The 14,076-nt window shown below is 48.0% G+C and carries 14 protein-coding genes and 1 riboswitch; of the genes, 8 read left to right on the forward strand and 6 right to left on the reverse strand.

Annotated elements, in window-relative coordinates:
- From ACOJS8_RS15360 to ACOJS8_RS15370, 3 genes are all read left to right on the forward strand, one after another.
- The coding region (locus tag ACOJS8_RS15360; RefSeq protein WP_420149423.1) for a sensor histidine kinase at nucleotides 1-999 on the forward strand (999 nt) is incomplete at its 5' end.
- A 21-nt stretch (nucleotides 1,000-1,020) separates the two neighbouring features.
- Nucleotides 1,021-1,815, forward strand: coding sequence for a LytR/AlgR family response regulator transcription factor (locus ACOJS8_RS15365; protein WP_420149424.1), 795 nt, complete (start codon nucleotides 1,021-1,023; stop codon nucleotides 1,813-1,815).
- A 115-nt stretch (nucleotides 1,816-1,930) separates the two neighbouring features.
- Nucleotides 1,931-3,007 (forward strand): winged helix DNA-binding domain-containing protein, encoded by a 1,077-nt coding sequence (locus tag ACOJS8_RS15370; protein WP_420149425.1) that lies wholly within the window; start codon nucleotides 1,931-1,933, stop codon nucleotides 3,005-3,007.
- 19 nt (nucleotides 3,008-3,026) lie between these two features.
- Here the strand turns inward: ACOJS8_RS15370 and tenA are convergent, their stop codons facing one another.
- The 5 genes from tenA to ACOJS8_RS15395 form a co-directional block, all read right to left on the reverse strand.
- Nucleotides 3,027-3,677, reverse strand: a complete 651-nt coding sequence (gene tenA / locus ACOJS8_RS15375) for a thiaminase II (protein WP_420149426.1) — start codon at nucleotides 3,675-3,677, stop codon at nucleotides 3,027-3,029.
- A 5-nt stretch (nucleotides 3,678-3,682) separates the two neighbouring features.
- Nucleotides 3,683-4,489 carry a bifunctional hydroxymethylpyrimidine kinase/phosphomethylpyrimidine kinase gene (thiD, locus tag ACOJS8_RS15380; RefSeq protein WP_420149427.1) on the reverse strand — a complete coding sequence of 269 codons (807 nt, stop codon included), beginning with the start codon at nucleotides 4,487-4,489 and terminating at the stop codon, nucleotides 3,683-3,685.
- Nucleotides 4,490-5,107, reverse strand: a complete 618-nt coding sequence (thiE, locus tag ACOJS8_RS15385) for a thiamine phosphate synthase (RefSeq protein WP_420149428.1) — start codon at nucleotides 5,105-5,107, stop codon at nucleotides 4,490-4,492.
- The gene (gene thiM, locus ACOJS8_RS15390; RefSeq protein WP_420149429.1) at nucleotides 5,104-5,910 is read right to left on the reverse strand and encodes a hydroxyethylthiazole kinase; all 807 of its coding nucleotides are present in this window, start codon (nucleotides 5,908-5,910) and stop codon (nucleotides 5,104-5,106) included. The genes thiE and thiM overlap by 4 nt, the downstream gene beginning before the upstream one ends.
- A 46-nt stretch (nucleotides 5,911-5,956) precedes the next feature.
- A riboswitch (TPP riboswitch) is annotated at nucleotides 5,957-6,059 on the reverse strand.
- A gap of 78 nt (nucleotides 6,060-6,137) precedes the next feature.
- Complete coding sequence (locus ACOJS8_RS15395; protein WP_420149430.1) at nucleotides 6,138-6,701, reverse strand: cupin domain-containing protein; 564 nt, start codon at nucleotides 6,699-6,701, stop codon at nucleotides 6,138-6,140.
- Nucleotides 6,702-6,923: 222 nt separating this feature from the next.
- Here ACOJS8_RS15395 and ACOJS8_RS15400 point away from each other — a divergent pair, with 222 nt between their 5' ends.
- Both ACOJS8_RS15400 and ACOJS8_RS15405 read left to right on the forward strand, forming a co-directional pair.
- A complete protein-coding gene (locus ACOJS8_RS15400; protein WP_420149431.1) occupies nucleotides 6,924-8,054 on the forward strand; it encodes a hypothetical protein in 1,131 nt (376 codons plus the stop codon).
- A gap of 284 nt (nucleotides 8,055-8,338) precedes the next feature.
- Nucleotides 8,339-9,400, forward strand: a complete 1,062-nt coding sequence (locus ACOJS8_RS15405) for a ScyD/ScyE family protein (protein WP_420149432.1) — start codon at nucleotides 8,339-8,341, stop codon at nucleotides 9,398-9,400.
- 37 nt (nucleotides 9,401-9,437) lie between these two features.
- Here ACOJS8_RS15405 and ACOJS8_RS15410 read toward each other — a convergent pair whose 3' ends face one another.
- Nucleotides 9,438-10,478 (reverse strand): glycosyltransferase family 9 protein, encoded by a 1,041-nt coding sequence (locus ACOJS8_RS15410; protein WP_420149433.1) that lies wholly within the window; start codon nucleotides 10,476-10,478, stop codon nucleotides 9,438-9,440.
- Between the two features lie 28 nt (nucleotides 10,479-10,506).
- Between ACOJS8_RS15410 and ACOJS8_RS15415 the strand changes: the two genes are divergently transcribed.
- The 3 genes from ACOJS8_RS15415 to ACOJS8_RS15425 all read left to right on the forward strand — a co-directional run bounded on the left by ACOJS8_RS15415 (nucleotide 10,507) and on the right by ACOJS8_RS15425 (nucleotide 13,980).
- Nucleotides 10,507-11,742 (forward strand): M16 family metallopeptidase, encoded by a 1,236-nt coding sequence (locus tag ACOJS8_RS15415; RefSeq protein ID WP_420149434.1) that lies wholly within the window; start codon nucleotides 10,507-10,509, stop codon nucleotides 11,740-11,742.
- A gap of 115 nt (nucleotides 11,743-11,857) precedes the next feature.
- On the forward strand, nucleotides 11,858-13,642 hold the full coding sequence (locus ACOJS8_RS15420; RefSeq protein WP_420149435.1) for a GmrSD restriction endonuclease domain-containing protein: 1,785 nt from the start codon (nucleotides 11,858-11,860) through the stop codon (nucleotides 13,640-13,642).
- An 11-nt stretch (nucleotides 13,643-13,653) separates the two neighbouring features.
- Nucleotides 13,654-13,980, forward strand: coding sequence for a nucleotide pyrophosphohydrolase (locus tag ACOJS8_RS15425; RefSeq protein WP_420149436.1), 327 nt, complete (start codon nucleotides 13,654-13,656; stop codon nucleotides 13,978-13,980).
- Nucleotides 13,981-14,076 lie beyond the last annotated feature (96 nt).

The following is a 14,076-nucleotide window of genomic DNA, read 5'->3' on the forward strand; positions in this document are numbered from 1 at the left end:
ATCAGCCTGTTATGGTTGCTCAGCGTCTATTCGTTCAGGCTTTTCGCCCGGCCGCTGGACATCAGTACACTCAAATATTCAGTTGAGTTTCTGATGTTGTCGACGGTTACCTGGGAGGCTGTTCGCTGGGTGCTGCTTCGGTTCCGACTTTTATATCCGCATCTTCACCAGACCCGAAAGCGTATTCTGATTGTACTGCCACTTTGCTGGCTGGTCGCTGTCCTGATTGACTGGATAGATATGGTAGTCGTCAACAACACCGGATATCATGCGCCTTATCCCAAAGAATCGTTCGTCAGTACGGTACCGAGTGCGTTGCTTTATTGTGGACTAATTATTGGCGTACAGGAAGCGGTTTATTACTTCAACCGACTTCTGAAATCGGAAAAGGAAGCCGAAACGCTCAAGAAAGAGAATTTACAAACCCAGCTCGACAGTCTGAAACAGCAGGTTAACCCGCATTTTCTGTTCAACAGCCTCAATACGTTGTCGTATCTGATTGGCGACGATACGGAGAAAGCCGAGGATTTTCTGAACGAGATGTGTAAAGTGTACCGCTACCTGCTACGTTCCAACGAACACGAACTAACCGATCTGGGCACCGAGCTTCAGTTCATCCGGTCGTATTTCCACTTACTAAAAACCCGTTACGGAGATAATATTCAGTTGAATTTATCGATTGAGCCGCCCTACGAAACCTATTTACTACCCTCGCTGACGCTGCAACTGCTTATCGAAAACGCCGTTAAGCACAATGTGATTGATAAAACGCAGCCACTGATTGTTGACGTAACCACACAGCCCACTGGTTTGCTGACGGTGAAGAATAATCTGCAAAAGAAAGAACAGCAGTTGCCTTCCACCAAGATTGGTCTCCGCAATATTGCAACCAAATTCCGGCTGCTTAATCAGGGGGATATTCTGGTACGGGAAACGGTCGATGAGTTTGCTGTTACGATTCCGCTGATTGCGGCCGGTCGGGTCGGCATTGGTAGTTAACTCGTTCAAAGACAAACGACGATGAACATTCTTATAGTTGAAGATGAAGACATTGCAGCTAAAAAGCTTATCAAAACGCTGGGCAGTGTCGAGCCTGATGCTACGGTACTGGCGGTTACCACTAGCGTTCGCGAAACGGTAGCCTGGCTCAGGGAACATCAGCCCGGCAGGGCTTTGATTCCTGATTTGATTCTGATGGATATTGAGCTGGCCGATGGGCAGAGTTTTCAGATTTTCGATCAGGTTGAGATTGATCTTCCTGTAATTTTCACTACGTCGTACGACGAATACGCGATCAAGGCATTTAAGGTGAACAGCATTGACTACCTGCTCAAGCCGATTCAGAAGGACGAACTGCGGGCTGCACTCGATAAGTTCATGCACCGGACCAAACGATACGTTCAAACGAGTAGCGAAACGTCGGCAGCAGTGGGTAACTTGTTGAAAGAGTTGCAAAAACAATTGACTCCGAAGGAGTACCGGCAGCGGTTTTTGGTCCAGTATGCCTCTAAACTAATGTCGATCGATACGCATCAGATTGCCTATTTCTTTACGGATAATCGCTTGAATCAGATCCGGACGACAGACGGAAAAAAAATGATTGTCGATTACAGCCTCGATGAGCTGGAAGAAATGCTCGATCCCCGGCAGTTTTTTCGCGTAAGCCGGTCATTTCTGGTCTCAATTACAAGTGTTGATCAGGTCCAAACGTATTTCGGTAATCGACTGGCCATCAGGCTCAATCCGAATATGGATAAAGAAGTTGTGGTAAGCCGGGAGAAGCTGACGCCTTTTAAGGAATGGATGGGGAAATAAACGTAGTAAAGTTGATTCGGCGGTACGTTGGTAAATGGCCTCCGACAGGTACGTAGCGATTGGTCAGGTTTTGTAGCCTGAAAGCTTTGTGTAAGTTTGGGTAAAATCGTACAGAATGACTTTTGCCGAAATCGCGAAACAACGCCTGATTAATCAGCAATTTGTGGGCACTACGTTGCCATCAGCTCCCGAACTGGTTGGCTGGTTTGGGGCGGTGCAGGCGCAGGAATATGCACAAACGAAATGGGCGCTGGGTCTGCGAGTAAGACATCTGACTGACAACGAAGTTGAGCAGGACTTTACCGATGGGAAAATCCTGCGGACGCACGTGCTGAGGCCAACCTGGCATTTTGTGACATCTCAGGACATACGTTGGTTACTAATGCTGACAGCCCCGCGTGTTCATCAGGCCAGCGCCTTTATGTATCGGAAGCTGGAGCTGGGTAAGGTTATTTTTGGCCATTGTAATGATATTATTATCAGTGCGTTACGTGATGGTCAATGCCTCACGCGCGACGCAATCAATAAAGAATTCGGCAAGCACAACATCTTTTTAGAAGGGCATCGGTTGAGCTACGTAATGATGAATGCCGAACTCGAGGGTCTTATCTGTAGTGGGCCACGCCAGGGCAATCAGTTTACATATACGCTCCTCGAGGAACGAGTACCCGCAATTGACCTGATCAGCCGGGACGAAGCCTTGGTTGAGTTAACCAGAAAGTATTTTACCAGTCGCGGACCTGCGACAGTCCATGATTTTTCGACCTGGTCGGGGCTTACGCTGGCCGATTGCCGGAAAGGGTTGCAACAGCTTGGTGCTGAATTAATCCGGAAATCAATCGACCGGGTGGATTACTACTTTTCTGATGCTACGTTCAGTGAACAAGTCAGGAACGATATGCATTTGTTGCCCATGTACGATGAATGGATCATGGGCTATAAAGATAGAAGCGCAACGCTTGATTTCAGGAATAGCCTGTTACAACCTTCGCCATTCCAGTTTGGCAATATGATTATTGCCGACGGACAAATTATTGGAAGCTGGAAACGTATTGTCGGAAACAAGTCGATGACCATTGAAGCTAATTTTTTTCAGCCGCTGAGCGCAAAACAACGTAGCGCTTTCGAGGAGGCTGTTCAGCGACTTGGACGATTCATCCGCCTGCCTGTTGATGTCAGACAAACACTATAACCGTAATGACACGCAAAATTTATATCAGCCAGCGATTTTGTGTATAGGCGTCGTTCCAGAAATACCACTCCAACTTGCTTGAGGTCCGAAAGGCTTCCTGCATCAGCTGCTTCTCCCGGTCACCGGCTAATTCGGCCAGGCGGTTGGTGATGGCAAGCATCTGATTGACCGATTCGTCGAAAGCTTCACCAGCATACGTATCAATCCAGGCTCGGTACGGGTTTTCCTCAATGGCCCGCTGATAAATGAACTTCCCAACTTGCCGATAAATCCAGAAGCAGGGCAGCACAGCCGCTGCACCAGCTGCCACCGACTGAAGCGAAGTTGTAGCCAGCAGATAGTTGGTATACGCAAAACAGGCCGGCATTTTAGTCGTCTCGGGCTGAATATCGTACAGGGAAAAGTATGTTTCGTGCAAGGCTCGCTCGACCAGAATTGCATTCTGGGCAAACCGGGTGAATTGCAATACGTCGTCGGTGCTGACTGACCGGGCAGCTAGCTGATTCAGCGCGCGACTAAAGTCGGCCAGATAGAGCGCATCCTGCTGAATATAATACTGAAACGTAGCGGAAGGCAGATTGCCCGTCGTCAGCTCGTCAACGAAGCCATGCGCCAGAATTGATTCGTAGACAGAGCTGATTTCCTGCCAGAGTTGATCAGTGAATAGCATTGTTTTTAGGACCAGACGTTGAAAAAATGGTGAACCGGCCCGTGTCCGTGACCTAGCTGATAGACCGAACCAGCCTGGAGGGCTCCGGTCAGATAATCTTTAGCCGCTCGCACAGCCTCGACAATCGACAATTTTTTGGCCAGACCGGCAGCAATAGCCGACGAGAGCGTGCACCCTGTTCCGTGGGAGTTTTCGGTTTGGATGCGGATTGATGAAAACTGATGCTGTTCAGTCTCAGACACGTAGAGCAGGTCCGTACTTTCGGCCGTAGTAAGATGACCGCCTTTTACCAGAATAGCGCCCGGACACAGCGTCGCCAGATCAATAGCGGCCTGTTGCATATGCGCTTCTGTTTCTACCGGACGACCAAGTAAGACGCTGGTTTCTGGTAAATTAGGCGTAACAAGGGTAGTAATGGGTAACAAGTACGTTTTCAGTGCATGAACGGCTTCATCTTGGAGTAATTTATCCCCACTCTTGGCTACCATCACCGGATCGAGCACGATGGTTGTTACGTTGAACTCAACTAACGTTTTGGCAACCTGTTCAATGACCTCGGAGGAGTGAAGCATACCAATTTTGACCGCATCAACGCCAATATCGCTTAGCACGGCTTTTAATTGTTCGACAATAAAGGCGGGCGGCACGGGCATGATTCCCGTAACGGCTTTGGTGTTCTGAGCCGTAAGGGCCGTTATGACCGACATACCGTAGCAACCAAGCGCCGAAAAGGTTTTAAGATCGGCCTGAATACCGGCTCCGCCACCGCTATCCGAACCGGCAATGGTTAAGACTCGTGAGTACGTTTTCATTTAGTCAAGTAGCTGAAGTAATTGCTGACTGGCTTCGTAAGGCGATGGATGACCGCATATCGCCGACACGACGGCTGCGCCTGAAACTCCCGTTTGCATAACCTGTTGAATGTTATGCGCTTTAATACCGCCGATAGCAAACGTAGGAATCTCTACGCAATGGCAAATTTCCTGAAGGCCAGCCAGCCCAAGCAGACTGGACGTATCAGCTTTGGTATCGGTCGAAAAGATGGTTGCAATGCCTATGTAATCCACCTCATCGGCTATAAACGTCTGCAGTTCAGCTACGCTATTGATCGATAGACCCACGATTTTATCCGGTCCGATGAGGGAACGTACGAGTTGATATGGCATATCGTCCTGACCGACATGCACGCCATCGGCATCTATGGCCAGTGCTACGTCGACCCGGTCGTTAATAATCAGTTTGGCGCCATGCGCCTGTGTGATCTGTTTTAACGTAGTGCCCAGTTCCACAAATGCGCGGGTGGATAAGGTTTTCTCCCGCAGTTGAATCCAGCGAACGCCCGCCCGGCAGGCTTCTTCCACAACGTAAGGCAGTGTATGCCCGGCCTGATGCGCAATGGCGCTATCTGTTACCAAATACAATCCACTCATGCATACGTTAGATTAAGCCGGGCGTCAATGTCCGTTTCGGTCAACTGATAAAGTGCATCCAGAAAGTTGAGCTGCAAACTGCCGGGAGCCGGTTTTTTCTGAACGGCTAATTCGCCAGCAATGCCCATAACGGCCATAGCATACGTAGCAGCCTGGAAATAGTCGGAATTGACGGCTGCAAACGCGCCGATCAGTGCTGTAGCCGTGCAACCCATTCCCGTTACTTTGGTCATGAGCGGATGGCCGTTTTTGACGGTTGCCTGTTGATTGCCACGAACAATATAATCGCTGGCGCCACTGATCACAACAGTGCAGTTCCACATTAAGCTCAATCGCCGGGCAGCCGCTATGGCTGCATACGAACTGTGCTGGCTATCAACGCCTTTGGTTTGTGAGTTTAATCCGGCCAACGCCATGATTTCGGAGGCATTCCCCCGAATGATGTCGGGCGTTGCCAGTGTCAGCAATTCTTCACTTATCTGATTCCGATACGTAGTGGCACCCACCCCGACGGGATCAAAAATAACCGGTTTGCCTAACGCTTTTGCCTGAGGCATGGCTAGTTTCATGCCTGACACGAACGTAGCGTCGAGCGTACCGATATTGACAACCAGTGCGCTGGAGATCGAAGCGAATTCTTCAACTTCTTCGGGTGCATGAACCATAGCTGGCGAAGCGCCTAACGCCAACAGAGCATTGGCCGTGTTGTTCATGACTACAAAGTTGGTAATGTTGTGAATTAACGGGGCCTGATTGCGAATTTGTGTTACGTTGGCCCAGATAGATTCTGCTGATTGAGGCATGCTGTCAAGGAAGTTAATAACAGCAACTGTAGGGGCGAAGTCAGTGCCCGGCTCAATAACTTTTTCCTACGGCAGCATGAACTGCATCAGGTAATGAGGGTATACATCTCAGTCAGCCGAATTTGGTGCCGACACCCCTAAAGTTGCTAAACAAAGGTAACGTATTCCCAATTACCGGGCGATATAAAACCAACCGTTTTTACGATTTATTCAACAAAAAAAGTCTATCAATCGGCCTTTAGGGGTTGGCCAAGAATGCGCATTCCGTGCTTTTCGGCATAGGCGCGTCGCCCTTCAATACTCTGATCGGGAAGTTGCGTAACCGTACGGAAATACTCTTCCATCTTTCCGGCAGGCTGGTGCATCACGATCATACGGGCCATGCCTTCACTCGTTTTGACGAATGCATGGGGTGTATCTTTTAATACCGTCAGCGAATCGCCCGCTTTCAGACGCAGCGTTTCGTCGCCAACCTGAAATTTGAACTCGCCATCTATCACGAAAAACCATTCGTCGCAGTCGGTATGAAGATGCAGGGGCGGCCCGACTTTCTCAGGACGTAACGTATCAAAAATAACGAAGCGGCCTTCATTGTCCTGGCCCGATACTTTTACATGGAACGTAGCATCCAGCCACTTGAACGGTTTATTAGAGCGATCTTGTCCGGCTTTAACCAGAATACCTTTCTGGGGCGAAACGGCGGTAGAGCCATCTGAACCAGCAAGAGGAGCGGCTGAAAACGCCAGCGCAGGCGTCAACAGAGGTAACTGGAGGAATAAGCGTCGCTGCATAATCAGATCGTATGTTGAGGAGGATAGTCGAATTTATCAATTTCTGATGCATAGATTAAAAACAATTGAGCGACTGGTTATATAAAGTGGTTGTTACGTTTCGCGCTTTTCTTATGATCCAATTCTGAACGTAGCGTCTACACGTACGACGTAGTATAGTTTTCTGTTTTTCAGCTTTTTACATTATTGTGAATAGCATATTCAGACTTCCTCGCTTTTAAGATGAAAAACAAAGAAGACGTAGTACAGGAACGTAGCCAGCCGGGCCAGTCCACCGACCGAAATCCTCCGAAACGATCGGCCTTGCTGGTGGGCAGCTTGCCGTTTACTGACGAAGAAACCTGCATGACTCAGGCGCTTGATGCGCTCGGCCCCACTTTATTCGCTTTACCTGACGGCGAAATCGGTGAGAAAACCCCGACCTTTCCTAAAGGGAATCGCATTGCGTGGGTTGTGTATGCCATCGAGAAATTAACCGAGGACACAAAAAGCTGGAGCGTTATTAAGCAGCCCGTTCGGGGGGAGGATGGTATGGCGGTTAGCTACGATACGTTACAGAAGCTCCGACCCCGTCATTCGCCTGCCGATATGCCGCATCATGTCCGGTTGGGTTACGACGATTTTTTCCACAAAAGCTACCCTATTTTTACCCAACTGCGCCAGCAGCACAACCTGCCTGCGCTGAAATTTCAGTTGGGCGTACCAACGGGCTTTGCGATGGGCTTTGCGTTTGCCAATCCGATTACGTGGCTACGCTACACGAATGCGTTTAATACGGTGATTGCCCGCGAAGTGAACGCTGCCCTGGCGACGGCTGGCCACGACGTAGTGGTACAGATCGAAGTGCCGCCCGAATTATACGCAGCTTACAAACTGCCCAAACCGCTCATGGGGTTAGCGCTGCGACCGATCAAGGATTTATTGGCCAAGATTACGCCCGGCGCACAGGTTGGCATCCATCTGTGTCTTGGCGATTTTCATAATGAAGCGTTGATACATCCGAAGACGCTGGGTAAAATGGTCGATTTCTCGAATCGATTGGTCGATGAGTGGCCATCTCAGCACACATTGGCTTATGTTCATTACCCATTTGCCGAAGGAGCAACACCACCGACAACAGACGCTAGCTATTACGCGCCCCTGACGAATATTCGACTGCCGCCAACGACCCGGTTTATCGCGGGTTTTGTTCATGAGAAGCTGACGCCGGAGCAAAACCGGCATATTTTAAAGAGTATTGAAGCCGCACGTGGCCAGCTTGTCGACGTAGCGTGTTCATGCGGTTTAGGCCGTCGGACACCCGATGCAGCTACGAAATTAATGGCGCTTATGGCTGAATTAGCGCACGACTGATTCCTCTAAGACGGACGTAGAAAACGGAGAAACCAAACCCAGCAATTGTACAGTGGTAGATCGACCTGGGAACCAGCCATGGAAAAATACTACCGAAATTAATCGGTACGTACAAGTATCCGCCCGACCTGCGGCAGCAGGGAAATAGCCTATGGTAACGAATTGCTAATCAAAGCGGAATAACCCTAACCGCTTACTAAACTGTTGATTTCAGTTAGGTATTTTATACTAACTTGGCGGCTTTACCGCTTACAATTTAATCCTCTCTTTTTCCTGTTTCAATCATGAGCATCAATTACTACGTTTCTCGTTTTTTCCAGCCGTTGGTGTTGGTTGGCGTTTTTCTGTTTGGCTTGGCCGGATGTGCGATAATGGATCACCAGTTTCCGGCCCCTACGAGGTTAGTACCTGTGCAGGGTCCGCCATTTGCTGCCGGACTTATGTCGCCCCTTGGATTGGCTGAAGATCTGAAAGGCAATGTATGGGTAACCGAAGCGGGCAGCGGAACGGCCAATAACGGACGGGTTTCGGTCATTACGCCGTCAGGAACGATATACCCCGTCATAACAGGATTTCCGTCGGCATTGAGTCCCGAAAACTCGCCGGAAGGACTCAATCATTTGGCCTATAAAGACGGGAAACTCTACATTCTTCATGCCACAGTAGATAAGTTATTCATCGCCGACGTAGCTGGTTTTGTGCCCGGCGTAACGCCCGCCGTCGATGCCAACACTATACCAAGCGAAGACATTGGTACGTTCGTAAAGAATGCTCGTCCCAATGCACCCGATGCGCCTGATTCGAATCCCTACAACCTCACTTTTGGCCCCGACGGTGATTTGTTTATTGTCGATGCGGGCGGCAACGCGATTGTTCGTCGGAAAAAATCTGACGGAAGCCTGAGTATTTTCGCTACGTTCCCTGATGTGACCAAACCTGCCTCCATTACGGCCGGGCCTCCGACTCTTGATGCCGTTCCAACGGGAATTGTCTATGATGGCACCAATTTCCTGGTCAGCACACTGACGGGCTTCCCGTTTCCTCCGGGTCTTTCCAGAATTTATAAGGTAAATGCTATGGGAGCCGCTCCCGTTACGCCAACGATTTATAAAGACGGCTTCTCCGGTTTGACCGATATTTTACTGCCACCGAGTGGAAAACCCCTTGTGACGGAGTTTGGTTTTTCAACCCCTGGACGTATCGCTAGTGGCGACGATCCGGCAACGACCTTGTTCTCGCCAGCCATTACGCCCGTTGATATTATGCTGAGCAATGTGAATCCTGATACGTATTACGTGCTCTATTACGGGCCAGGATTGATCTTGAAATTTACGGCAACGAACTAAATCGTTACGACGTAGTGCGTGGACGAAAACCTGCGCACTACGTCGTAAATAGCAAATCGGCTGTTTGAATCCCGTAGCCGCAACGAAAATGCCCTAACGGACAGGCGTTACGGCCATGTGATGTGCAGGGTTTACAGTCGAGTTTTTCCCGCGTTTGTACGACCCGCGACCCGTCGGCGAGTGGTCCATAGCCGAATTCGGGCACTGTTGAACAGAAAATGGCCGTTGTTGGCGCGTTCATGGCTGAGCACAAATGAAGAGGGGCCGAGTCGTTTACGTAATTCATGACAGCACCCTGCTGCAAGGCCGCCGATTGTAACAGGCTCAATTTCCCTGCCAGATTCACTACGTTATTCCCCGAGCCGGCAGCTCGTTTAATGGCTTCACAAGCGGCTTCATCCGTGGGCGCTCCCAGCAAATAAATCGTGAAATCAGTGGCTAGTTTCTGAATTAGAACTACCCATCCTTCAACCGGATACTGTTTGGTAAACCAGACCGACATAGGCGCCATGCAAACGTAGGGCTGGGTTTGATACGTTCGGACGGTTTCGTAATCGGCTGCCGATGGATAAAGTTTGGGGCGATTCGGTAACGGATGCGCAGCCCCTTGTTGATCTGGACGTAACGTATCGCTGGCTAATACGTTGAGCAAATCCTGGTTGCGATCTACCTCGTGAATACCCGGTTCGATACGGTGCTTGACTCGATACGTGAACAAACGGGAAAGAGGATTTTTGTCAAAGCCAACGGTAACTTTTGCCCCCGACAACGCTGTGAGCAAACCCATCGTACTGTATCGCTGCAGATTGAGAACGGCATCATATTTCCGGGCACGAACGATACGTAACAGTCGCCATAAATCCCGATATTTGGTGCCCTTTTTATGCCAGATCAGCACCTCGTTCAAAAACGGATGATTAGCCAGCAGGCCCTCGTTACCTTTACGCACCAGTACGTCAAGGGTCGCGTTTGGATACGTAGCGTGGAGTTGTTCGAGCAAGGCCGTGGCCAGAATTACGTCGCCAATGAAAGCGGTTTGAATAATCAGGAACCGGGGCGGATTGGTTGCGGTTATCATTAGTACGCTTATGGCGTAAACGCTAAGAATGGAAGATTACGAAGTTTATACCCTGCCTAACGGAATTCGGATTGCGCACAAACAAATACCGCACACGCAGATTGCTCATTGTGGCATTATGCTCGACATCGGCAGCCGCGACGAACGACCGCATCAGCAGGGACTGGCCCACTTCTGGGAACACATGGCCTTCAAAGGTACGGAGAAACGAAAATCCTACCACATCATCACCCGTCTGGAAACGGTTGGTGGTGAGCTAAATGCCTATACAACGAAAGAAAAAGTTTGCTTTCATGCCTCGGTGCTGGATGCGCATTTCGAGAAAGCGACTGAGTTGCTGGCTGATATTACGTTTCACTCCGTTTTTCCGGAGAAGCAGATCGAACGCGAACGGGGCGTAATTCTGGAAGAAATGGCGATGTATTACGACTCGCCCGAAGACGCGATTCAGGATGATTTCGACGAGCTGGTTTTCCCGAACCATGCCCTCGGCGGCAATATTCTGGGGACAACTGAAACGGTTGGCTCATTCCGGCGCGAAGATCTTCAGCGGTTCATTGCCGAAAATTACGACACCAGCCGGATCGTGTTTGCGTCGGTTAGTAAACTGCCGTTCAAACAGGTGGTGAAAGTGGCTGAAAAGTATTTTCGCGACGTACCGGCGCAGCAATCGGCCCGCCAACGGGAAAAGCCAACCGATTATGCACCGCGTCAGACACGGGTTGAGCGACCCATTACGCAGGCTCAATGCGCGCTTGGTCGACCCGCTTATGCCCTTACAGATGCGCGTCGACTCCCGTTTTTCATGCTTGTGAATCTGCTCGGCGGGCCGGGTATGAACTCGCGGCTGAATCTGAATCTGCGCGAAAAATACGGACTGGTCTATTCGATTGATGCCAGCTACACTCCCTATCTGGACACTGGTTTTCTGGGTATTTATTTCGGAACCGATCCAAAGAAAGTAGATAAAGCGCAGTCGCTGATTATGAAGGAAATGAAGCGCCTTCGTGAACAACCACTCACTACGTTACAACTGCATCAAACCAAAGAACAGTTGATTGGACAACTGGCTATGGCCGAAGAAAGCAACAACAGTTTCATGCTGATGATGGCCAAAAGTCTGCTCGACATCAATCGGGTTGAAGCGCTGACTGATATTTTCAATGAAATCAGATCCGTAACGGCCGAACAACTGCAAACGCTCGCCCAGGAAGCTTTCGTAGAAGATCAGTTCAGTTCGCTGACGTTTTTACCGGAAAAGTAAGACTGAAATTTGTTTAGCCTGGATTAACGGTAATCACTTATTATTACGAAAGCAAAAAGAACGGTGCTAATTAGCCGTTCTTTTTGCTTTTAGCCTTCTTATTAATAATCATTCGATGCAGAAATACGCCGTAAATCAACATTTAATTGAGACAGTATTAGCTTGGGTAAACTCCGGAGAGATTGCTATTCCTGAAATACAGAGACCTTTTGTGTGGGATAGCTCCAAAGTTAGAGATCTAATGGATAGCTTATACCAAGGATTCCCGGTCGGTTATATTATTGCATGGCGGAACCCAAACGTTCGGCTAAAAGATGGTAGTTTGAGTGAAGGTAAGAAGGTATTGATTGACGGTCAACAACGTGTTACGGCATTAACTGCGGCTATTTTAGGTCATTATGTGGTTAACAAGACTTACGAACGAATTAAAATCAAAATAGCATTCAATCCTATTGAAGAAAGATTTGAGGTTCAGAATCCGGCTATACTTAAGGATAAAACTTGGATTCATGATATAGCAGAAGCTATCACTGGAGACCTTTTTGAAATAGCTGAGAATTACTTTGAATTGAATCCCGATGTTGACAAAAAGCAGGTTCGAAATGCATTTTCAACGTTAATCAATATTCCCAAAAAACAGATTGGTTTGATTGAGCTGTCGCCTGAATTGGACATTGAGACAGTGACCGAAATATTTATTCGTATTAACTCGAAAGGGGTAGTCTTGAGCCAAGCCGATTTTGCCATGAGTAAAATTGCGGCAGACACTCAATATCGCGGTAATGAACTCCGCAAAGCCATTGATTACTTTTGTCATTTAGCGGTAGCTCCTGAATTTTATAAACATATTGTTGATAATGATCAGGAGTTTGCCAAGACAGATTATTTTCAAAAAATGCAATGGCTGAAAACCGAGAATGAAGATTTGTATGATCCTGATTATAATGATCTAATCCGAGTAGCTTTCACCTCACAATTTAACCGGGGACGTCTTTCAGATTTAGTCAGCTTATTATCAGGACGGAATTTCGAAACACGTACCTACGAGGACACCATTGCTGAGAAATCCTTCTCAATGCTCCGAGCTGGCGTTAATAACTTTATCAGTGAAACGAATTTTAAACGCTTTCTGATGATTGTTAAATCAGCCGGTTTCATAGATCCTAAGTTAATTCGATCTCAGAATGCACTTAATTTTGCTTATATTCTTTACTTAAAACTTAAAGAATTAGGCGTGAATTCTACTGCCATAGAACGGTACGTAAAACGGTGGCTTGTTTACTCAATTCTAACGGGCCGTTATTCTGGTTCCCCTGAGAGTATATTTGACTATGACATAAAGCAAATTTCTCAAAGACTTTTTGAAGAGTATTTACACGAAAAAGAAGTAGGGGAATTATCCGATGCTTTCTGGAGCGCATCTTTGTTACAGAGTTTAGATACCTCTGTAGCCAGCAGCCCTTACTTTCTGGTATTTTTAGCCTCACAAGTTAAAGCCAACGATAAAGGTTTTTTATCAAAAGATGTTTTGGTGAGTGATTTAATATCACTTCGGGGAGACATTCATCATCTGTTTCCAAAGGATTATTTAAAGCGGAATGGGCTTGATCGTGGTCGATATAATCAGATTGCCAATTACGTTTACATGCAATCTGAAATAAATATTAAAGTTGGTAACCGACCACCGAACGATTACTTCGCCTTAATACAATCTCAAATGAACGAAGACAATCAGTCAATAAGCGGACTTGCAACGGAACAGCAACTTTTGGATAATCTTCGGATGAATTGTGTTCCATCAGAGATAATGCATATGCAGATTAGCGACTATGGTGACTTCCTGATGATGAGACGAAAACTGATGGCGAGCAAGATTAGAGACTACTATTTTTCCTTGTAAATAAATCGAGTATGACGCTAAAAGACGCTCAAATTACTGTTGACGACTGGATAAAAACCGTTGGTGTTCGGTATTTCAACGAACTGACCAACATGGCTCAACTGACTGAAGAAGTTGGCGAAGTGGCCCGAATTATAGCCCGGCGCTACGGTGAGCAGTCGGAGAAAGAGTCGGATAAAAATAAAGATCTGGGTGATGAACTGGCCGACGTATTATGGGTGCTCATTTGCCTCGCCAACCAGACGGGTGTTGATCTGACCGAAGCATTTCAGAAAAATCTGGATAAGAAAAACATACGCGATGCCACACGGCACCGTAATAATGAGAAATTAACGTAACGTGTAGCTGATTTAAACAAGCGCCGTTTGTGGTGTCGGGTTAGAAAAACCCCCACTTAGCGCCCCCCAGCCGGTGCGGGTTTATGAACCCCACAC

Source organism: Spirosoma sp. (assembly GCF_048594605.1).
Taxonomy (GTDB): domain Bacteria; phylum Bacteroidota; class Bacteroidia; order Cytophagales; family Spirosomataceae; genus Spirosoma.